Annotated in this window: 20 protein-coding genes; 11 read left to right on the forward strand and 9 right to left on the reverse strand. The window is 72.9% G+C overall.

Annotated features, from left to right (window positions below; genetic code table 11):
* Positions 1 to 1,857 (reverse strand): dihydroxyacetone kinase family protein, encoded by a 1,857-nt coding sequence (locus tag ACMTAK_RS20235; RefSeq protein ID WP_413807526.1) that lies wholly within the window; start codon positions 1,855 to 1,857, stop codon positions 1 to 3.
* Positions 1,858 to 1,921: 64 nt separating this feature from the next.
* Complete coding sequence (locus tag ACMTAK_RS20240; RefSeq protein ID WP_413807527.1) at positions 1,922 to 3,289, reverse strand: MFS transporter; 1,368 nt, start codon at positions 3,287 to 3,289, stop codon at positions 1,922 to 1,924.
* A gap of 229 nt (positions 3,290 to 3,518) precedes the next feature.
* Here ACMTAK_RS20240 and ACMTAK_RS20245 point away from each other — a divergent pair, with 229 nt between their 5' ends.
* The 9 genes from ACMTAK_RS20245 (at position 3,519) to ACMTAK_RS20285 (ending at position 7,995) form a co-directional block, all read left to right on the forward strand.
* A complete protein-coding gene (locus ACMTAK_RS20245) occupies positions 3,519 to 4,280 on the forward strand; it encodes a FadR/GntR family transcriptional regulator (protein WP_262702879.1) in 762 nt (253 codons plus the stop codon).
* 131 nt (positions 4,281 to 4,411) lie between these two features.
* Complete coding sequence (locus ACMTAK_RS20250) at positions 4,412 to 4,723, forward strand: gas vesicle protein GvpO (protein ID WP_413807528.1); 312 nt, start codon at positions 4,412 to 4,414, stop codon at positions 4,721 to 4,723.
* A gap of 26 nt (positions 4,724 to 4,749) precedes the next feature.
* A complete protein-coding gene (gvpJ, locus tag ACMTAK_RS20255) occupies positions 4,750 to 5,226 on the forward strand; it encodes a gas vesicle protein GvpJ (protein WP_413807529.1) in 477 nt (158 codons plus the stop codon).
* 3 nt (positions 5,227 to 5,229) lie between these two features.
* Complete coding sequence (locus tag ACMTAK_RS20260) at positions 5,230 to 5,970, forward strand: GvpL/GvpF family gas vesicle protein (protein ID WP_413807530.1); 741 nt, start codon at positions 5,230 to 5,232, stop codon at positions 5,968 to 5,970.
* 1 nt (position 5,971) lies between these two features.
* Positions 5,972 to 6,232 carry a gas vesicle protein GvpG gene (locus tag ACMTAK_RS20265; RefSeq protein WP_413807531.1) on the forward strand — a complete coding sequence of 87 codons (261 nt, stop codon included), beginning with the start codon at positions 5,972 to 5,974 and terminating at the stop codon, positions 6,230 to 6,232.
* Complete coding sequence (locus tag ACMTAK_RS20270; protein WP_413807532.1) at positions 6,229 to 6,594, forward strand: gas vesicle protein; 366 nt, start codon at positions 6,229 to 6,231, stop codon at positions 6,592 to 6,594. Before ACMTAK_RS20265 ends, ACMTAK_RS20270 begins: the two co-directional genes overlap by 4 nt.
* Positions 6,591 to 7,406, forward strand: a complete 816-nt coding sequence (locus tag ACMTAK_RS20275) for a GvpL/GvpF family gas vesicle protein (RefSeq protein WP_413807533.1) — start codon at positions 6,591 to 6,593, stop codon at positions 7,404 to 7,406. Before ACMTAK_RS20270 ends, ACMTAK_RS20275 begins: the two co-directional genes overlap by 4 nt.
* Positions 7,403 to 7,702, forward strand: a complete 300-nt coding sequence (locus ACMTAK_RS20280) for a gas vesicle protein (protein ID WP_413807534.1) — start codon at positions 7,403 to 7,405, stop codon at positions 7,700 to 7,702. Before ACMTAK_RS20275 ends, ACMTAK_RS20280 begins: the two co-directional genes overlap by 4 nt.
* A complete protein-coding gene (locus ACMTAK_RS20285; RefSeq protein ID WP_413807535.1) occupies positions 7,699 to 7,995 on the forward strand; it encodes a gas vesicle protein K in 297 nt (98 codons plus the stop codon). The genes ACMTAK_RS20280 and ACMTAK_RS20285 overlap by 4 nt, the downstream gene beginning before the upstream one ends.
* 12 nt (positions 7,996 to 8,007) lie before the next feature.
* Here ACMTAK_RS20285 and ACMTAK_RS20290 read toward each other — a convergent pair whose 3' ends face one another.
* Positions 8,008 to 8,469 carry a MarR family winged helix-turn-helix transcriptional regulator gene (locus ACMTAK_RS20290; protein WP_413807536.1) on the reverse strand — a complete coding sequence of 154 codons (462 nt, stop codon included), beginning with the start codon at positions 8,467 to 8,469 and terminating at the stop codon, positions 8,008 to 8,010.
* A gap of 99 nt (positions 8,470 to 8,568) precedes the next feature.
* Between ACMTAK_RS20290 and ACMTAK_RS20295 the strand changes: the two genes are divergently transcribed.
* A complete protein-coding gene (locus ACMTAK_RS20295) occupies positions 8,569 to 8,940 on the forward strand; it encodes a VOC family protein (RefSeq protein WP_413807537.1) in 372 nt (123 codons plus the stop codon).
* A 144-nt stretch (positions 8,941 to 9,084) separates the two neighbouring features.
* On the opposite strand, the gene ACMTAK_RS20300 is transcribed toward ACMTAK_RS20295, so the two are convergent.
* The 4 genes from ACMTAK_RS20300 to ACMTAK_RS20315 all read right to left on the reverse strand — a co-directional run bounded on the left by ACMTAK_RS20300 (position 9,085) and on the right by ACMTAK_RS20315 (position 14,121).
* Positions 9,085 to 9,483 (reverse strand): VOC family protein, encoded by a 399-nt coding sequence (locus ACMTAK_RS20300; RefSeq protein WP_413807538.1) that lies wholly within the window; start codon positions 9,481 to 9,483, stop codon positions 9,085 to 9,087.
* 72 nt (positions 9,484 to 9,555) lie between these two features.
* Positions 9,556 to 10,542, reverse strand: coding sequence for an aldo/keto reductase (locus tag ACMTAK_RS20305; protein ID WP_413807539.1), 987 nt, complete (start codon positions 10,540 to 10,542; stop codon positions 9,556 to 9,558).
* Between the two features lie 223 nt (positions 10,543 to 10,765).
* Positions 10,766 to 13,336: an ABC transporter permease gene (locus ACMTAK_RS20310; RefSeq protein WP_413807540.1), complete on the reverse strand. Its 2,571-nt coding sequence runs from the start codon at positions 13,334 to 13,336 to the stop codon at positions 10,766 to 10,768.
* Positions 13,333 to 14,121, reverse strand: coding sequence for an ABC transporter ATP-binding protein (locus tag ACMTAK_RS20315; RefSeq protein ID WP_044570893.1), 789 nt, complete (start codon positions 14,119 to 14,121; stop codon positions 13,333 to 13,335). Before ACMTAK_RS20315 ends, ACMTAK_RS20310 begins: the two co-directional genes overlap by 4 nt.
* Positions 14,122 to 14,567: 446 nt before the next feature.
* Here ACMTAK_RS20315 and ACMTAK_RS20320 point away from each other — a divergent pair, with 446 nt between their 5' ends.
* Positions 14,568 to 16,154, forward strand: a complete 1,587-nt coding sequence (locus ACMTAK_RS20320; protein WP_461773813.1) for an MFS transporter — start codon at positions 14,568 to 14,570, stop codon at positions 16,152 to 16,154.
* A gap of 62 nt (positions 16,155 to 16,216) precedes the next feature.
* Here ACMTAK_RS20320 and ACMTAK_RS20325 read toward each other — a convergent pair whose 3' ends face one another.
* Both ACMTAK_RS20325 and ACMTAK_RS20330 read right to left on the reverse strand, forming a co-directional pair.
* Positions 16,217 to 17,137, reverse strand: coding sequence for a coiled-coil domain-containing protein (locus ACMTAK_RS20325; RefSeq protein ID WP_413807541.1), 921 nt, complete (start codon positions 17,135 to 17,137; stop codon positions 16,217 to 16,219).
* Between the two features lie 253 nt (positions 17,138 to 17,390).
* Positions 17,391 to 20,627, reverse strand: coding sequence for an SUKH-4 family immunity protein (locus ACMTAK_RS20330; protein WP_413807542.1), 3,237 nt, complete (start codon positions 20,625 to 20,627; stop codon positions 17,391 to 17,393).

Raw genomic sequence — 20,627 nt, forward strand, 5'->3', positions numbered from 1 at the left:
TCAGCCTTTCCTGGCGGTGGTGTCGGCGGTGGTGTCGGCGGTGGTGTCGGCGGTGGCTTCGGAGGTGGTGTCCGGGGTGGTGTCGACGGCGCTGTTCCCGGCGAGCGCGCCGTGCACGGCACGGACGATCAGGGCGAGGGACACCGCACCGGCGTCGGGGGTGCCCAGGGACTTCTCCGCGTGCGGCCGGGCGCGACCCAGCCGGGGCAGGAGTTCGGCGGTGGCCGTGGCGGCGGCGTCGGCGGCGGTGGCCGCCGTGTCCCAGGCGGCGGCCAGCGGCGCTCCCCCGCCGACCGCGTCGCTCAGCGCGTCGGCGAACGGGACCAGGGCGTCGACCATCGTCTTGTCGCCGGTCTCCGCCTTGCCGAGCCGCATCACCCCGTCCGCGGCGGCGTCCACGCCGACGCTGACGGGGTGCGCGCCGGGCGGTTCGGTGTCGCCGAGGGCCGTACCGAGCGCCCGCAGGATGACCCCCCACAGCGCCCCGGAGGTGCCGCCGGCCCGGTCGGCCCAGGCGTCGGCGGCATGGTGCAGCAGGGTGCCGACGCCCGCGCCCCGCTCCAGGGCCCGCCGTCCGGCCGCGTGCGCGGCCTCGGAGCCGCGCCGCATGCCGATGCCGTGGTCGCCATCGCCGGCGACCGCGTCGATGCGGCCGAGTTCGTCGGCGTGAGCCCGGATGGTCGTCTCGATGGCGCCGAGCGCCGCCAGCGCGGTGCGGGCCGCGGCACGGGAAGGTTCGCTCGACACGGGGACGGCGAAGTCCTCGGGGACGGCGGCGTCCTCAGGGACGGCGGCGTCCTCGGCGAGCTCCGTGTCCGCGCTCGCGGTCGCGGACGGGGCGGGTGCCGCGACCGTTCCCTTGCGGTAGGCGGGGGCGTCGGCCGGGGCCGTCCACAACGGCTCCAGCTCATCGGTCAGCCAGAAGAGGGTGAGCGAGACGCCCGCCATGTCGAAGCTGGTGACCAGCTCGCCCACCTCGGGGTCGACGGTTTCGACGCCCGCCTCGGCGAGCAGCCTGGCCACCCGGCGGTAGACGACGAACAGCTCCTCATACTTGACCGAGCCCAGGCCGTTGAGGATCACGCCCGCCCGCTGTCCGCGCGGGCTCCCGACGCCCTCCGGCAGCTCGCCGAGCAGGGTGGAGACCAGCAGTTCGGCGGCCTCGTCGGCGCTGGGCACGGGGCGCTCGGCGAGCCCAGGCTCCCCGTGGATGCCCAGGCCCACCGCCATCCGGCCAGCCGGGACGGTGAACAGCGGGTCGTCCGCGCCGGGCAGGGTGCAGCCGGAGAAGGCGATGCCGAACGAGCGGGTCCGTGCGTTGGCCAGCTTCGCGAGGCGGACCACCTCCACCAGGGGCAGCCCCGCCTCGGCGGCCGCGGCGGCGGTCTTGAACACCGCGAGGTCGCCCGCGACCCCGCGCCGCTTCTCCGACTCCCCGGCGGCGGCGCTGGAGACGTCGTCGGTCACGGCGAGCGTCGCGCAGGGGATGCCCTCGGCGGTGAGGCGCTCCGCGGCCTGGCCGAAGTGCAGCACATCGCCCGCGTAGTTGCCGAACGCCATCAGCACCCCGCCACCGGTCTGAGCCGCCCTGGCCACCTGGCGCACCTGCTGGGCCGAGGGCGAGGCGAAGACATTGCCGACCGCGGCGCCGTGCGCCAGGCCCTGCCCCACCAGACCGGAGAAGGCCGGGTAGTGGCCCGAACCACCGCCGACGACCACGGCCACCTGGCCGGGGGCGGGGGCGGTGGCCCGGACGACGCCGCCGGGGACGCGCCGGACCAGGCGCCGGTGGGCGGCGACGAAGCCCTCCAGGGCCTCGTCCGCGAAGGCGGCTGGGTTGTTGAAGAGTCGTGTCATGGCTGGCGGTCTCCCGGGGCCGCGGAGGGGTGATCGGTGCGCTGGGGGTGGACGGCGAGCGGGGTCAGTGCCCGGCGGTGATCAGCTCCTGTTCGGGGGCGGGGGCCGTGGGTCCGCGGCGGGCGGCGAGCAGGACCATCAGCACGGCGGACAGCACCATGAAGCCGCCGACGAGGAAGAGCGGCGCGTAGTAGGAGCCACTGAGGTCCCGCAGCCAGCCGGTGATGTAGCTCGCGGCGAAGCCCGCGACGTTCCCGGCCGTGTTGATCAGGGCGATACCGGCGGCCGCGGCGCCTCCGGTGAGGAACCGGGAGGGCAGCGACCAGAAGGCGGGCAGCGCCGCGAAGATCGAGCAGGCGGTGATGGTGATCACGGCGACGGTCGCGGTCGGCGAGCCCATGGACAGGGCCAGCGGAATGCTCACACCGCCGACCACCGCGGGCCCGGCCACATGCCACGCGCGCACCCCGTGCCGGGTGGCGTGCCGGGACCAGAAGAAGAGGACGATCGCGGCGGGCAGATAGGGGATGGCGGTGATCAGCCCCTTGTCCATCACGCTGAAGTGGGTCCCGAACTGGTCCTCGAAGCCGCTGATGATGGTGGGCAGGAAGAACGCCAGGGCGTACAGGCCGTAGATGAAGCCGAAGTAGATGACGGAGAGGACCCACACCCGGCCGCTGCCGAACGCCGCCCTCAGCGGCGCACGCTCGCCGTGGCCGGCGGTCTTCTCGGAGTTCTCCCGCGCCAGCGCGCCGGTCAGCCAGTCCTTCTCCTCACCGGTGAGCCACTTGGCGTCGGCCGGGCGGTCGATCAGGTAGAACCAGGCGATGACGCCGAGCAGGATCGCGGGCACCGAGACGCCCAGGAACATGAAGCGCCAGCCGTCGAGGCCCAGGAACGAGCCGTGCTGGTTGATCAGCAGCCCGGCCAGCGGCGCCCCGATCACCGTGGTGAGCGGCTGGGCCAGGTAGAACAGCGCGAGGATCCGGGTGCGGTGGCGGGCCGGCACCCACTGGCTGAGGAAGAGGATCGCGCCGGGGAAGAACCCGGCCTCGGCGACCCCCAGCAGAAAGCGCAGGGCGTACAGCTGCTCGGTGGAGTTCACCCAGGTGAAGAGCAGAGAAACGATTCCCCAGGTGACCATGATCCGAGCCAGCCAGCGGCGGGCACCGAACCGGTGCAGCGCCATGTTGCTGGGCACTTCCAGCAGGATGTAGCCGATGAAGAAGACGCCCGAGGCGAGCCCGAACTGAGCGGCGCTGAGGCCCAGGTCCTCGCCCATGCCGTTGGGCTCGGCGAAGGAGACCGCGGTCCGGTCGAGGAAGTTCACGAAGAACATCAGGGCGACGAACGGGACGAGTCGGATCGCGATCTTCCTGATCGCCGATCTCTCGACGTCCGTCGTGACCGGGGTGACGACAGGGGTGCCCATAGCGGCTCCTCACTGGGCGGGACGGCGTTGTCCGGTGGAGTGAGCCTCACGCTAGCCACTCATCGAAAATTGGTCACCAATTAACCAAAGTGATGAGCATCGCTTTTACCGCAGGCCAATAGCCTCTTGACAGAACCCCGCCGGACACATAGCCAGGAGCCGGAGACGTCCGCTCCGGCAACTGGTGATGTACTGGTGGGTCCAGCCAGACCGCTAAGGGGAACGCCACGTGAGCGCTGAGTCCGACCAGCCGAACTTCACCGCCTTGCTGCGTCCCGTCGTCCGGGAGTCGTCGGTGAGCGAGGTGGCCAAACGGCTGCTCGACCACCTCTCCGAAGGCCATCTGCGGCCCGGCACCCGGCTCCCCGCGGAGCGTCAGCTCGCCGAGGCGCTGAACGTGGCCCGGTCCAGCGTCCGTGGCGCGCTGTCCGCCCTCGACGTCCTCGGCATCATCGAGATCCGTCCCGGCTCCGGGTCCTACGTCCGGGCCGGCACCTCGGAGTTCCTGCCCCGCGCCATCAACTGGGGCCTGATGCTGGGCCAGCGCCGCACCCATGACCTGGTCGAGGTGCGCACCTTCATGGAGGGCATGTCCGCCCGCCTCGCCGCCGAGCGCGCCGAACCCGCGGACGTGGACCGCCTCGAGGCCCATCTGGAGCACATGCGCGAGGCGGGCAGCGATGTCACGGCGTTCATCGACGCCGACATCGCCTTCCACCTGGAGACGGCGACCATCGCCCGCAACTCCGTGCTCAGCGACATCCTGCACAGCATCCGTTCGCTCCTCCAGGTCTGGATGGAGCGCGCGGGAGACATCGAGGGCACGGTGGCCGGCACGCTCAAGGAACACGCCGCGATCCTCCAGGCCATCCGCGACCACGACCCGGAGGCCGCCGAGCGGGCCATGGCGGAACACATGCACTGCGCGAGCGAACGGCTGTGGTCCTCGCTGAGCCCGCAGGAGCGGGACGAGGCGGGAAAGGGCGCCTGAGCGCTCCGCCGCGAGTGCCCTGAGCCGCCGTCCGCCGCAGCTGCCCTGAGTCGCCGTCGATCGTCCGGCGGTCCCGCGTCCGGCCCATCACGACAGGCGGCCGGACACGCCCTGTGATCACACTGATGCACATGGCAGAGCGAGACCCGCGCCCGTCGCCCACCAAGACGAGTACCCGGCCCCGGGCCCCCAAGCCGGCCGAGGCCGCCCGGCACGCGTGCGAACAGCTCGCCTCGCTGCTCGTCCATGAGCCCGAGGGCGTCAGCGGCGTGGCCCGCCACGAGGACGGCTGGCTCGTCAGCGTGGACGTTCTCGAGGTCGCCCGGATCCCCGACACCACCAGCCTGCTGGCCACGTACGAGGTGCGCGTCGACGAGCGGGGCGAGCTCCAGGAATACCGGAGGGTCCGTCGCTACCGGCGCGGTGCGGCCGACGACTGCTGAGACGACAGCCGAAAGGACGCTCCGAGATGCCCACTGGCACTTATACGGAAGAAGTCGTCTGCGTCCAGCGGACCGGCACCCTCTACGACTGCCTGGAACTCATCCTCGACCGGGGCATGGTGATCGACGTCTTCATCCGGGTCTCCCTCGTCGGCATCGAGATCCTGAAGATCGACGCCCGGATCGTGGTCGCCAGCGTGGACACGTACCTCCGCTTCGCGGAGGCCTGCAACCGCGTGGACCTCGAATTCGACCGCAGCAGCACGACCGTTCCCGAGCTGCTGGGCGGGGTCGCGAGCGGCGGCGGGAGTCCGGCCGGGCGGATGGCCACTGGCCTCGGCAGGAAGAAGGCCAAGAAGGCGGTGGCGGGCGTGGGCGAGAAGGTCAAGCGGGCCGTCGGGGCCGATGAGGAGGAAGAAGGGGAGCGGGAGGAGCGGGAGAGCCGCCCCCGGCGGCGCACCGCCCCGACCCGCCGCCGTTCCGCTTCTTCGGAGGAGGGCTGATCCATGACCGCGCCCGCGCCCGCACCGCAGAGCGTGTACGTCTACGGCGTCGTCCGCGCCTCCCATACGGTGCCGCCCGGCCGCACCGGAGTGGGCGAGCGGCCCGCCCCGGTCCGTACCGTCCGGGCCGGAGCGCTGGCCGCGGTGATCAGCGACGCTCCCGCCCGGCTCCGCGCCAAGCGCCGCGACCTCCTCGCCCACCAGGACCTCGCCCTGACGCTGGGGCGGGACGGGCCGGTGCTGCCGATGCGCTTCGGGATGGTCGCCCCCGACGAGGAGTCGGTGCGGCGGCAGCTGCTGTGCACACAGAACGACTGCCTGGCCGCGCTCGAACGCGTCGACGGGCGGATCGAGATGAACCTCAAGGCGCTGCCCACCGAGGCCGACCTGGGCGCGCTGGTACGGGAGGACCCCGAGGTGGGCCGGTTGCGCACCGCCGCGCGCCGGGCCCCGGGGTACGAGGCCGACGTGCGGCTCGGCGAGGCCGTGGCACGCGGGCTGAAGCGCCGGGCAGTGGCGGCCGCCGCCACGGTGCTCGCGGAGCTCTCGGCCGTGGCGGACGCCACGGTGCACGGCCCGGAGGTCGAGGGATGCGTACTCAACGCCTCGTTCCTGCTGGACCTGCGCGAACAGCGGGGGTTCGAGGGCGCCGTGGAACGCCTCGCGGCCGCCCACCGCGACCGGGTCGAACTGCGCCTCACCGGCCCGCTGCCCTGCTACAGCTTCACGGAAGGCCGGGCCTGAGATGGGCGTACTGAGCCAGGTCGTCCTCTTCCCGCTGGCGCCGGTGCGCGGGGTGGTGTGGGTCGCGGAGCGCGTGCGGGACATGGCGGAGGAGGAGATGTGCCATCCGTCGGTGCTGCGCGCCCGGCTCGCCGCGCTGAACGAGGCCCTGGAGTCGGGGGCGATCGGCCCGGAGGAGTTCGACCGGGAGGAGGACCGGCTGCTGGATCTGCTGGAGCGCTCGGGCGGCCGGGGAGGAAGGGCGAGGGTGCGGACGCCATGACTGAACGCGACCTGGCCCACCCCTCGTCCGTGACCACCGAGCGGCACCCCTCCGACCTCGCCGAGATCCTGGAACGCGTCCTGGACAAGGGCATCGTGATCGCCGGTGACATCAAGATCGACCTGCTGGACATCGAACTGCTCACCATCCGGCTGCGGCTGTTCATCTCCTCCGTGGACACCGCCCGCAAGGCCGGAATCGACTGGTGGGAAACCGATCCCGCGCTCTCGTCGCGCGCCGCGCGGGACACCCTCGCGCAGGAGAACGCGGAACTGCGCGAGCGGCTTCACGCCCTGGAGTCACGGATCGGCGCGGAGGAGCTCAGCACGGTCGGCGCGGCCGAGGAGGAGAGGCGCCCATGACCGAGGCCCCCACCCTCGTCTACGCCTTCGCGGTCTGCCGGGGCGGCGACCTCACCGCACCGGCGGGGCCGTTGGCGGAACTCCCCGGGCTCGGCACCGGCGCCCCCGTCCGTACGGTCGCGGCGGGCCCGCTCACCGCCGTGGTCCAGGACGTGCCCCCGGCCGGGTACGACGAGGAGGCGCTGCGGCGGCGGCTGTCCGACGGCGCCGAGCTGGAGCGCTGCGCCCGCGCCCACCACGCGGTGATCACGGCGGTCTCGGCGCTCGCCCCGGCCGTTCCGCTGCCCCTGGCCACGGTCTATCTCGACGACGGCCGGGTCCGCGAGGCCCTGGGCGACCGGGAGACGTCCTTCCTGACCGCCCTGGACCGGATCGCTGGCCGGGTCGAATGGGGCGTCAAGGTCTACGCCCCCACGGGACCGCCACCCGCCCCGGAAGCGGCCCCGGCGGAGGGCCCCGGTCCGGCCAGGAGCGGCCGCGCCTATCTGGACCGCGTCCGCACCCGGCAGCGCGGCCGCGAACAGCGCCACACCCTGGCGCTGCGGGCCGCCGAGCGGGTGGACACCGTCGTCCGGGGCCTCGCCGTGGCCGCGCGCCGACTGCGCCCGCACGGCGTCGAGGTGACCGGGAAGCACCGCACCCATGTGCTGAACGCGGCCTACCTCCTCGACCTGGGCCGGGAGCGCGAACTGCGCGCCGCGCTCGCGTCGTTGCGCCGCGACGAGACGGACGTCCAGATCGAACTCTCCGGACCGTGGGCGCCCTACTCCTTCGCCGACGGCGGGATCACGGACCCGGGGGCGACCCCATGACCAGCCCGCCCACCGGGGACACCACCCCGGCGAAAGCGCTGTGGGAGACGACCCCCGCCGCCACCGCCCGCAAGGAGTCCCCCGAGTGGGGAACCACCCCCGCCGAGGCGCTGGGCCCGCTCGGCGTCCCCCTCGTGGACCTCCTGGACCGGGTGCTCGCCACCGGCGTCGTCATCAGCGGCGACCTGGTCATCGCGATCGCCGAGGTCCCCCTCGTCCGCCTCTCCCTGCACGCCCTCCTCTCCTCGGTCAACGAACGGGTCCGGGCCCCATGGACCGACAGCGGCCCACTATGAGCGCGCCGATCCCCGCCACCCCCTCCCGCGTGGACATCGACCGCGACTCGGTCGGCCGCGACCTGGTGGCCCTGGTGCTGACGGTCGTCGAACTCCTCCGCCAGCTGATGGAGCGCCAGGCCATCCGCCGCATCGACGCGGGCGGCCTCACCGACGACCAGATCGAGCGCATCGGCACCACGCTGATGCTGCTCGACCAGCGCATGACGGAACTGTGCGACCAGCACGGCCTGACCCCGGAAGACCTCAACCTGGACCTCGGCCCCCTGGGCACCCTGCTCCCCCGCGACTGAGGCAGGGGCCGGTCAGCCGCCGAGGGCTTCCGCCATGCGGTCGAGGTCGGCGAGGAGGGCGGCCAGACGCCGCCGCGGGAGGGCGTCGACCATCGTCCGTTCGATGGCGTAGACGGCGGACCGGGCCGCGTCGAGGCGTTCGCAGCCGTGCTCGGTGAGGTGGGCGGGGAGCGCGCGGCCGTGGTCGGTGGTGGCGGGCCGGGAGATCAGGTCCGCGTCCTGGAGGCCGCGGAGGACGACGTTCATGGACTGCCGGGTGACGAACGCGGAGCGGGCGAGCTCGGCGTTGGACAGGCCGGGCCGCTGGTCGAGGAGTTCGAGGCAGGCGTACTGCGGCACCGTCAGCCCGTGCTCGCGCAGCGCCTTGTCCATGGCGCCGCGCAGCGCCGCGGCGGCGCGTTTGAGGCGGTAGCCCACATGCTCGGTGACGTCGTCGGCGGGGTGCGGCGGGGGCACGGGCGTCCGGTCTTCCATGTCAGGATTTTGACATAGGAGGTGGCCGTGCGTACAGTCCATGCATGTCAAAGTCCTGACATCGAAGTCACTGACTCAGCCAACAACCGGGGAGGCCCCATGCCCACCACCATCGACGGCCCCGACTTCATCGCCTTGCAGGTGCGCGACGTCGAGGCGGCGGCCGCCTTCTGCGAAACCCATCTGGGCCTGCGGCGGGCACCGGCCTCGCCGCCCGGCGCGGTGGTGTTCGCCACCGAGCCGATCCCGTTCGCCGTCCGCGAGCCGCTGCCGGGCGTGAACCTCGACGACGCCGCACGTCCCGGCCTCGGAGTGGCCCTGTGGTTCCGCACCACGGACGCCCAGACGCTGCACGACCAGCTCGCCGCCGCCGGGGTGCCCATCCTCAGCCCGCCCCAGGACAGCCCCTTCGGCCGCACGTTCACCTTCATCGGCCCGGAGGGCTACGCCCTCACGGCGCACGGAGGCTGACCGTGACCGCCGTCGTCCCGCGTCCGCGCCGCGCACATCGGCGGCCCCGCGCCGTAACCCCACCGAAGAGCCGGGTCGTGACCACACCGAGGAGCCGGTCCGCCCCCCGTCCGCGGACCGGCTCTTCGCCGGTGACCGACAGGGTCAGCCGTTCTCGACGACCATCACCGCGTTGCCGTCCGCGTCCCGGAAGCTGAACATCGGCGGCACCGGGGCGCCCCAGCGCTGGACCTCCGAGTCGGTGTCGACACCGCGCCCGCGCAGCGCCGCGTGGTCGGCGTCGATGTCCTCGGAGGTGAGGATGATGCCGGTGTCGTAGCCCGGCCCCTGCCCGCCCTCGCGCGGCAGAACCAGCGCGATCCCGGTCGGGGCGCCCGCCGGGGCCACCTCGATCCAGCGGTGACCGTCGCCGAAGGGGATGTCGGCACGCTTCTCGAAGCCGAGCGTGCCCACGTAGAACTCCAGCGCCCGGTCCTGATCGGCGACGGTGACGGCGACCCGGCCCACCTCGGTGAAACGGGCGCCTTTGGCGGTCTCGGTCATGGTGATCTCCCTTGGGGTGATGCGTTCACCTCCCAAGACCCCGGACCGCCCCGAAACTCATCGGTCCCCCGGTCAGCGGTTGACGAAGGTGAGGCTCTTCTCGTCGTAGCGGGTGCCGGCGACCTGGTCGGCCGGGGCGGCGGCGTCGATCGCGGACAGTTCCTCGGGGGTCAGCTCGAGGGTGGCGGCGGCCAGGTTCTCCGCCAGGTACTTCTGGCGCCGGGTGCCCGGGATGGGGACCACGTCGTCGCCGCGGTGCTGCACCCAGGCGAGGGCGAGCTGGCCCGCGGTGACGCCCTTCGCGGCGGCCAGTTCGTCCAGCTTCTCCACGATGGCCAGGTTCTGCTCGAGGTTGCCGTCGGCGAACCGGGGCTGGGTGCGGCGTACGTCGCTCTCCGGCAGGCCGTCGGTCGAGGTGTAGCGACCGGTGAGGAAGCCGCGGCCGAGCGGGGAGAAGGGCACGAGGCCGATGCCGAGCTCACGGCAGACCGGGACGATCTCGTGCTCCAGGTCCCGCGTCCACAGCGACCATTCGCTCTGCAGGGCCGCGATGGGGTGCACCGCATGGGCCCGGCGGATGGTCTCCGCGCCCGCCTCGGACAGTCCGAGATGGCGCACCTTGCCCGCCCGCACCAGCTCGGCCATCGCGCCGACGGTCTCCTCGATGGGGACGTCGGGGTCGACGCGGTGCTGGTAGTAGAGGTCGATGTGATCGACGCCGAGCCGCCGCAGCGAGGCGTCGCACGCCTGGCGGACATACGCGGCGTCCCCCCGGATCGCGGTCGGCTCCCCCAGCCGGTTGGCGAACCCGAACTTGGTGGCCAGCACCGCCTGATCCCGCCGCCCGGCCAGGGCCCGGCCGAGCAGCTCCTCGTTGTGCCCGGCGCCGTAGAAGTCGGAGGTGTCCAGCAGCGTGACGCCGAGGTCGAGGGCGCGGTGGAGGGTGGCTATCGACTGGGCGTCGTCGGAGTCGCCGTAGCCGTGGCTCATCCCCATGCAGCCCAGGCCCTGGGCCGTGACGGTCAGTGCCCCCAGGCGGCGGATGGGCAGTTCGGACATCGGGTGCCTCCCTCGTGGTTGTGACGATCACGCTAGGAGTTGGAGCGCACTCGAAGTCAAACCAGCGGAACCCCTGGAATCCGACGCCCGGAATCCGACCCCGAGACACACGGCCGGCCCGGTGCGCTCCCCCGTCGCGCACCGGGCCGGCCGGTCGGCCTGCTGCCCATCCCCCCATGGAGGGCAGCGGGCCCGTTTCCCCCGTTGGCCGCTCCCCCGCCGGTTATTCCGTGGCGATCGCGTTCAGGACGTTCATCCGCGCCGCCCGGAAGGCCGGGACCAGGGCCGCGATCAGGCCCACGACGGCGGAGCCGATGAAGACCGTGATGATCGTCGGCCACGGGATCTCCAGGGTCTTCAGACCCTCGAGTGCCAGCAGCTTCTGCGCCGTGGTGCCCCAGCCCATGCCGAGCCCGAGGCCCAGCAGGGCGCCGAAGAGGGCGATGACCACGGACTCCAGGCGGATCATGCGGCGCATCTGGCGGCGGGAGACGCCGATGGCGCGCATCAGGCCGATCTCGCGGGTCCGCTCGACGACCGAGAGGGCCAGGGTGTTCACCACGCCGAGTACGGCGACGATGATCGCGAGCGCCAGCAGGCCGTAGACCAGGTTGAGCAGCTGACCGACCTGGTCCTTGACCTCCTTCTTGTAGTCGGTCTGGTCGCGCACCTTCACCGACGGGTAGTGGTGCAGCTGGGACTTGAGGGAGGCGTACGCCTGCTTCTCCTGGCCGTCCTTGGCCTGCGCCAGCATCATGACGTCCGCCGGGATCAGCTTGGCGGGGACGTAACGCTCGACGGTGGCGATGTTGAGGTAGATCGCGCCCTTGTCGAGGCTGACGTCGTCCGAGGTGATCGCGGCGACGGTCAGCTTGGCGGTGCGGCCCTCCTTGAACGCGACGGTGAGGGTGTCGCCCCGCTTCACCTTGTGGTCCTTGGCGAAGCCCTCCGGCACGGACATGGCGTCCTTGCCGTACGCGGCGGCCAGGTCGCCCTCGACGACCGGGGTGCGCAGGTCCTCGGCGTACGTCGGGCTGGCGGCCGAGAGGTCCTTGGTGACCGTCTTGCCGTCGGGCAGGGTGAGCTTGGTGCCCTCGATGTCCTTGGCCTCGCTGATGTGCTTCAGGCCCTTGGCCTGGCGTACCGCGTCGGCGATCCCCTTGGTGATCGGCTGGCCGGTGTCGGACTGGACGATGAAGTCCGCGCCCACCGACTTGTCCAGCTCATCGGTGGCCGAGGCGACCATCGAGGAGCCCACCACCGACAGACAGGCGACCAGCGCCAGACCGATCATCAGGGCCGCGCCGGTGGCACCGGTGCGCCGCGGGTTGCGCAGCGCGTTGCGCTCGGCCAGCCGGCCGACCGGGCCGAAGATCCGCAGCACGACGGTGGCCAGTACCCGGACCACCAGACCGGCCAGCAGCGGGCCGATGACGATGAAGCCGATGAGGGTCAGCACCACGCCGAGGCCCAGGAACATCGAGCCGTCGACCGCCTTGTCCGCGTTTCCCGCGACCACCAGGGAGGCCGCGCCGCCCGCGGTGAGCAGGGTGCCGATCGCGCCGCGGATCCATCCGGCCTTGCTGTCCGCCGGGGTGCCCGCGTCGCGCAGGGCCGCCATCGGGGAGATCTTCCCGGCCCGGCGGGCGGGGATGTACGCCGCGATGACGGTGACGACGACGCCGATGCCGATGCCCACGATGGGCGTGGTGGCCTTCACCGTCAGCTGGTCGGTGCTCAGGTGGAGCCCCGCGCTGCCCATGATCTTCATCAGGCCGACCGCGAGGCCGACGCCGCCGAGGACGCCGAGGATCGAGCCGACGACGCCGAGCAGCAGCGCCTCGATCAGCACCGACCGGTTGATCTGCTTCCGGCTGGAGCCGATGGCCCGCATCAGGCCGATCTCCCGGGTGCGCTGGGCGACCAGCATCGAGAAGGTGTTGACGATCAGGAAGATGCCGACCAGGACGGCGATCCCGGCGAAGCCGAGCATCGCGTACTTCATCACGTCCAGGAACGAGCCGATGTCGTCCTCGGCCTCCTTGCTGGACTCGGCCTTCGTCTGCACCTTGACCCCGGTGCCGAGGTCGGCGACGACGTTCTTCTTCAGCTGGTCGTGGCTGACGCCCGCCTGGGCGGTGAGCGAGTAGCTGGAGTAGACCCCGGGGGCGCCGAGCAGCTTGCGCTGCGCGGTGTCGGTGTCCATGTAGATCAGCGTGGCGCCGGGGTTGGTCACCTGGAACGTGGCAATGCCGACGATCTTCGCGCGGAACTCGCCCGGGATGGCGATGATCCGCACCTCGTCGCCCAGCTTCAGCTTCTTGCTCTCGGCGGTGTCGGAGTCGACCATCACCTCGGTCGGGCCGCGCGGGGCGTGGCCGGAGGTGATCTCGACCGAGCGCTTCTCGGTCGGGTCCCAGTTGGTGCCGATGGTCGGGGCGCCGGTGTCCGAGCCGATGCTGTTGTCGTTGCGGTCGGCGGCGGTGACGGACTGGCTGGTGGCGTCGCCGAGCACCGACTTGACGCCGTCCACCTGCTTCAGCCGCGCCAGCTCCGAACCGGGCAGGGTACGGATCCGGCCCTGCCGGGTGTCCTTGTCGCTGACGCCCTTGGGGCTGACCGTGACATCGGAGGCCGTGCTCGCGAAGAGCTTGTCGAACGTGGCGTTGGTGGTGTCGGTGAAGACGAGCGTGCCGCAGACGAAGGCCACCGACAGCAGCACGGCGATCGCCGACAGCGCCATCCGCCCCTTGTGGGCGACGAAGTTGCGCAGTGAGGTCTTGAGAACGGTCATGACACCCGTCCTCGCGCGTCGAAGTGCTTCATGCGCTCCAGGACCAGATCGGCCGTCGGGTTGTACATCTCGTCGACGATCCGGCCGTCGGCCAGGTACAGCACCCGGTTGGCGTAGGAGGCGGCGACCGGGTCATGGGTGACCATCACGATGGTCTGGCCCAGCTCGTCCACCGACCGCTTGAGGAAGCCCAGCACCTCGGCACCGGCCCGCGAGTCCAGGTTTCCGGTCGGCTCGTCACCGAAGATGATCTCGGGGCGGGCGGCGAGGGCACGCGCCACGGCGACGCGCTGCTGCTGACCGCCGGAGAGCTGGTTCGGACGGTGCTTGAGCCGCCCGGCCAGGCCCACGGTCTCCACCACCCGGTCCATCCAGGCCCGGTCGGGCTTGCGGCCCGCGATGTCCATCGGCAGCGTGATGTTCTCGATCGCGCTGAGCGTGGGCAGCAGGTTGAACGCCTGGAAGATGAAGCCGATCCGGTCCCGGCGCAGCTTGGTGAGCTTCTTGTCCTTCAGCTTGGTGATCTCGGTCTCATCGATGAAGATCTGCCCGGAGCTGACGGTGTCCAGACCGGCCAGGCAGTGCATCAGGGTCGACTTGCCGGAGCCGGACGGGCCCATGATCGCGGTGTACTGCCCCCGCGCGATGTCCACGTCCACCTGGTCCAGCGCGACCACCCGGGTCTCCCCGGAGCCGTACGCCTTGGTGACCTGACGTGCGCGGGCGGCGACGGCCGTATGTCCTCCGCTGCCCCCGGTCCTGGGAATCGATACAGCCGTTGTCACGGTCTTTCTCCTTCGGTGTCCGATCGGCGATCTCTGTTCCCCGATCGCCGCAATAAGACTGCCGCGATCCGGGAACCTCCGCGATGGGGAATGACTCCCTCTCAGCGGTAGGGCTAGCCCCACCCCTTAAGTCGCGCAGCCCGTAGCAACCATATGAAGTGGGGACGACAGGCTCCTCATCCGCCCGGACGAACCGGGAGTAGGAGTACAGGGTGGGCATCCCCTAGGGGAGTGAGTCCTGGGTCTGACCCCGGACTCGGGGTCGATGGTGCACCCTCCCGCCACGTCAGGCTCAAACCAGGCCGTCTGGACAGCCCGGATGCGTTCTTCCGCCAGCCTGCCCCGGCATGGAATCGTGGGTCGTACAAGAATCGTGCGCACGCGAGTCCGTCGTACGAACAACAGGGACACGTGCCGGCGCGGACCGGCGGAGGGAGCTCGCCACCGTGGGCGGCACCGCACGACGGCCGATGGACGCGGACCCCGGGCCCGCCGCACCCCAGCTCCACTCCGAGACCCCGACCCCGAGCCACCGCCGCCCCGTCGTCGCCGCCCTGATGCTCGGCATGTCGCTGGCCGCGCTGGACTCGACCATCATCTCCACCGCCGTCCCGCAGATCGTCGGCGACCTCGGCGGCTTCTCCGTCTTCTCCTGGCTCTTCTCCGGCTATCTGCTCGCCGTCACCGTCTCCCTGCCGCTGTACGGAAAGCTCTCCGACACCTTCGGCCGCAAGCCCGTCCTGCTCGCGGGCGTCGTGTTCTTCGTCATCGGCTCGCTGCTGTGCGCCGGGGCCTGGAACATGGCCTCCCTCATCGCCTTCCGGGTCGTCCAGGGGCTCGGCGGCGGGGCGCTCCAGGGCACCATCCAGGTCGTCGCCGCCGACCTCTATCCGCTCAAGGAGCGCCCGAAGATCCAGGCCAGGCTCTCCTCGGTATGGGCGCTCTCCTCCGTGGCGGGCCCCGCGATCGGCGGAGTGCTCGCCGGATACGCCGACTGGCGGTGGATCTTCCTCATCAATCTGCCGGTCGGCGCCCTGGCGTTCACCCTGATCACCCGGCATCTGCACGAACCGCGACGGCACCGGGAGAGCCGCCCCCGGGTCGACTGGGCCGGGGCGCTCGGCGTGTTCCTCAGCGGCGGGCTGCTGCTGACCGCCCTCGTCCAGGGCGGAGTGGCCTGGGACTGGCTGTCCGCGCCCTCGCTCACCATGCTCGGCGGCGCCGCGGTGTGCGCCGCGGCCACCGTATGGATCGAACGGCGCGCCGCCGAGCCGATCATCCCCGGGTGGGTCTGGCGCCGCCGCACCATCTCGGCGGTCAACGTCGCCTTCGCCGCGCTCGGTCTGCTGATGATCGCCCCGACCGTCTTCCTGCCCACCTACGCCCAGTCGGTGCTGGGGCTCGGACCGATACCGGCCGGGTTCGTGCTGTCCACGATGACGCTGAGCTGGCCGATCGCGGCCGCGCTCAGCAGCCGCGTCTACAACCGCGTCGGCTTCCGGCGCTGCGCCATCACCGGGATGACGGCCGCCACGCTGGTCCTGGCCGCCTTCCCGTTCCTCCCCTACCCGGGCGCCGCCTGGCAGCCCGCGCTGATCATGCTGCTGCTCGGGGGCGCGCTCGGGCTCTTCCAGCTGCCGCTGATCATCGGGGTGCAGTCGTCCGTCGGATGGGCCGAACGCGGCACCGCCACCGCCTCGATCCTCTTCTGCCGCCAGGTCGGCCAGAGCGTCGGGGCGGCGCTCTTCGGCGCCGTGGCCAACACCACGCTGGCCTCCCGGCTCACCGATGCCCCCGACGCCATCCGGCCGGGGCTGCCCGACGACCTGGACTCGGTCTCGCGCGCCCTGGAGCACCCCGGCGCCCTCACCGACCAGGCGGCCGACTATCTGCGACGGGCCGTGGACACCGCCGTCGACCACGTCTATCTGGGCTCGGCCACGGCCGCGCTGCTGGCCCTGCTGGCCCTGGTCTTCCTCGCCCCGCGCCGCTTCCCGGTCCGTACGGAGGCGGACGCGGAAGCGGAAGCCTGAACGGCGGCCGGAGACGGCTGCGGCTGCCGGTGCGCGGGTCGGTCGGCGGTTCTCCGGTGGGTTCAGGACTCGTGGTGCGGGGCCGCCGCCGCGTCCTCCGCCACCGGCTTACCGGTCAGCGCCGCCAGACTGCCGCGCACATGCTCCAGATGTGCCTTGAGCTCCTCGCGCCGCTCCACATGCTCGCGCAGCGTCCGCTCCGTCTCCCGCGCCAGCCGCTCCTCCCGGGCCCGCGCCTGGGCGATGATCTCCGCCGCCTGCGCCTGCGCGTCCTCCTGCCGCAGCCGAGCGGCCTGATCGGCCATCCCGTACTCCCGCTTGGCGTCGGCGAGCCCCGCCTGGGCGTACTCCTCGAGCTGGGCCAGCCGGGCCGTCATCGCGTTGTCCCGCTCGGCCAGTTCGCGGCCCGCCGCCTCCCACCGCTCGGCGTGCTCCCGCTCCTGCTCGGCCAGGATCCCGGCGGTGCGCTGCCGCATCTCCTTCAGCTCCGCCAGCGCCTGGGCCCGCCACTCCTTGGCGTCCTGGCGCGAGACGGCCCGCAGCTCGTCCACATCCACCTGGGCCGACTCCAAGGTGGCGCGGGCCGCCACCTCGGCGGCCTCGCGGACCAGCTCGGCCTCGTCGCGGGCGGCGTCCCGCACCGTACGGGCCACGGCCTGCGCGGCCTCCCACTCCTCCTGCGCCGTCGCCTCGGCCGCCGCCCGCAGACAGACGACCTCCTCCTCGGCCGCCATCAGGATCAGCTGGGCCCGGTCGCCGAGGGACTCATAGGTCTGGGGGGCCAGTTGGGAGATCACCTCACGCAGCCGCTCCGCCTCGGCGGTCAGCTCATTGGCCAGCACGGTGAGGCGCGCGGCGCGCTCCCACGCCGCGTCCCGCGCTTCGGACAGGTCGGCCACATAGCGGTCGACCTGCGCGGGACGGTAGCCACGGCCCCGTCCGCCGACGATGGTGAAGCCATGACGTGACACCGATGCGCCCATCCTTGGAACCCCTTTTGTCCGGTATGCAACGCGCTTCGGCGCACATCTTTATAGATGGCCTCTCATCCCCATAACGCGACACTCCGCCCATATCCGCGGCCGGGAGCGCCGCCGGTGACAACAACGACGAGGCGCCCGCCCCCGTCACGGGGGTCGGGCGCCTCGATCGCCATTCGTTCTCCGGTCGCGCGGTGCGTTCCGTGGCACGCGGTCAGGGCCGCGCGGGCGGGCTCACAACGGGCTCACAACAGACTTACAGCAGGCCGTCCCACATCTGCTCCAGCAGCACCGCCCACCAGTTGTCCGGCGTGGACAGCGCCGCCGGGTCCAGGCCCGCGAGCTGCGCCTGGAAGTCCACGGTCCAGCGGCCCGCCTGGTCCGGCGTCAGCCCGTACCGCAGCCGCCACATCCGGCCCAGCAGCGCCATGCACCGCACGAACTCCGGCAGCCCGGTGTTCACGAACTGCGGCGCGGCCGGCTGGGGCGTCGCCTCCAGCGGCACCGCCACGATGTTCGCCGTGCCGTACTGCACACACAGCTGACGGCCGAAGTCATTGCCCATGACCAGGTACGAACCCGCGTCCGGCGCGGGCTGCACCCCGCGCTCCGCCGCCAGCTCCGCCAGCGTCGGCACCGGGCGGCCCGCCTGAGCCTGCGCCCAGAAGAACGGACCGAAGTCCAGCGGCAGCCCCGCCCACACCAGCGTCTGCGCCACCACCTCCGGAACGCCCATCCGCGACACCGCGCGCTGGTCGAAGCGGACGATGCCCTGCGGCCCGAACGACTGGCCCAGCTCATGCGCCAGCCCCTCCGGCGGCACCGGCGGGATCGGCTGCACCTGGCTGGGATGCGGCAGCGGCACCCGGTTCGGCGCCGGACGGGCCGGGCCGTCCGCCACCTGGTGCAGCTCGCCCTGGTGCTCCAGCAGATGCCGTACGCCCTGCTGCCGGGTGGCGTGATCGCGTCCGTACGGAGCGGTGTGGCTGATCCGCACCTGCGGCCAGCTCTCCCGGATCATCCGGGCGCAGTAACCGCCGGGCAGATCACAGGACTCCAACTCGGTGTGGAGCTCCAGCACCTGCTGCGGCGGGACGTTCATCGTCCGCAGCTCATGCAGGATCTGCCACTCCGGATGCGGGGTCCCGGGCGCCGAACGGCGGATCAGCTGCTGCTCCGAGCCGTCCTGGGCGCGGTAGCGCAGCACCGCCATATAGCCCGGACCCACGGTCGGCTGACCGGGGGGCGGCGGCGGATACGCATAGCCGGGCTGCGGCGCCATCCCCGGCGCGGGCGCGCCCGGAGGCGGCGCCACCCCCTGAACGGGAGCGCCGGCGGGCGGCGGCATACCGGGGGCGCCCGGCGCGCTGGGGGCACCGGGTCCACCCGGGTACGGCGGCCCGGCCGCGCCCGGCGGGGGCGGCGGCGTGTGCGGACCACCCGCACCGGGGACACCGGGTGGGCCGGGCGGCTGCGGGCCGGACGGGGCACCCTGGCCCGGAGCGCCGGGAGCACCGGGCGGATGCGGGGTGCCCGGGGGCGCACCCGGACCACCGGCGAGCATCGTCGCGGCAGCGTGCACACCACCACCGGGCGTCCCCGGAGCACCAGGCGGAGGCGGCGTCTGACCACCACCCTGCCCACCAGAAGCACCGGGGGCGCCATGGGCGCCCGGCGCGCCGGGCGGACCAGGCGGCCCGGGGGGACCGGGCGGCCCGGGGGGACCGGGCGGGCCGGGCGGATGCGGGGTGCCCGGGGGCGGGGTCTGGCCGGGCACACCCGGACCACCGGCGAGCATCGTCGCGGCAGCGTGCACACCACCACCGGGCGTCCCCGGAGCACCAGGCGGAGGCGGCGTCTGACCACCACCCTGCCCACCAGAAGCACCAGGAGCACCAGGGTTACCGGGCGCACCAGGGTTAGCGGGCGCACCCGGCGCACCGGGAGGCTGCGGGGCGCCGCCGAGGCTGTCGGAGTCGAGCTGCGAGACCAGCTGCGTCGGTACGTATCCCCCGGCCGGAGCGCCGGGGGCACCGGGCCCCGACGGCGCGGGCGGCGGAGGCGTGGAGTCCGCACCCGGCCGGGCACCGGGCGCACCGGGCGCACCCGGCGCTCCGGCCGGGGCACCGGGCGGCGGAGGCGTGGGTCCACCGCCCGCCTTACGGGTGGCGGCGTCCGCGATGTCGCTCGCGTTGGGATTGGCACCCGGACCGGCACCCGGACCGGCACCGGGGCCGCCCTGCTGCCCCGGGAAGTCGAGGGACGGGGCGATGGCCGTGGGCGGCAGCGCGCTGCCGCCGGACATCAACTCGGTCTTGGCGTCGGGCCGTACGCCCGGCGCCGGGGTGTCCTCGTCGTCGAACCCCGCGAGCGGCGGGGCGAAGACCGTGGCGGGCGGGGCGACCGAGCGGTCGTCGTCATCGTCGCCCTTGATGTCCGTACCGGCCCACGGCGTAGCGTCGCCGGGCGTCGCCGCGTTGTCGGCCTGGCCCCCCGAGGAGGGCGTACCGGCGCCCGGCGCGGGCGGGGCCCACGGGCCGGTCCCACCGGGCGGGGGCGGGGGCGGCGCGTTCCGCCAGCCCTCACCGCCGGACGGGGCACCGGGCGCAGAAGGGGCACCCGGCGCGGGCGGGGCACCCGGCGAGGGCGGGCCGTCCTGCGGCCGGTCACCCGCGAGCGGACGCGCGACACCGTCGGACGGCCAGTCGTCCACGGCACCGCCCCGGTCCCGGGGCGCACCCGGAACGGGCCCAGGCGGAGCAGGCGCACCCGCAACAGGCGCGGGCGGAGCCGACGGCGCGCCCGGCGCGCTGTGCGGCGCGTCCGGACCGGCGCTCCGCGCGCCGCCGTCCGACGGCCAGTCGTCCACGCCCGGGGCCCGGTGTCCCGGCGCCCCGGGCCCGGTGGCCCCGGACCCGGCCCCGGGCCCACCGGCCGGCGGCCAGTTGTCCTCCGGCGGCAAGGGAGGCGAAGCGGCGCCAGCAGGCGGAACAGGAGACGCGGAAGGACCCGGAACCGAAGCGGAACCGGCGGACGCGGCGGCCGCATCCGGCCCGCCCCCGCCCGGCTCCGCCCGCTGCTCGGGAAGGTCCAGCCGCCCCTCGGACCGGCTGCTCATCGCGTCCGCCGCCTCCTGCAACCACTCCGGCGGAGTCAGCAGGAAGGACGTCGCGTTCAGGTCGATGCGCTGCTGCCGCCCGGTGGTGGACTCGTCGCGGGAGCCGTCGGTCGTGCCGTACCGCTCCTCGTAACGGCGGATCACCTCGCCCACCGGCAGCCCCGGCCACAGCGTGGTCTCACCGCTGTCGCGGGCGATCACCATCCGCGTGCCCTCGGCCCCGTGGCCCGAGACCGGTCCGTCCGCGCGGTCCTCGGCCCACACCACGAAGCCCAGATCGAACTCCCGGACCCGCGCCTCGCGCTGCTGATAAGCCGGCACATCGCCGTTGATCCAGAGTTCCGCGCGCTCCTGCGCCTGTGCGAAGGTCACCAT

It is taken from the genome of Streptomyces lacaronensis, assembly GCF_047337785.1.
GTDB classification, from domain to species: Bacteria; Actinomycetota; Actinomycetes; order Streptomycetales; family Streptomycetaceae; genus Streptomyces; species Streptomyces lycopersici.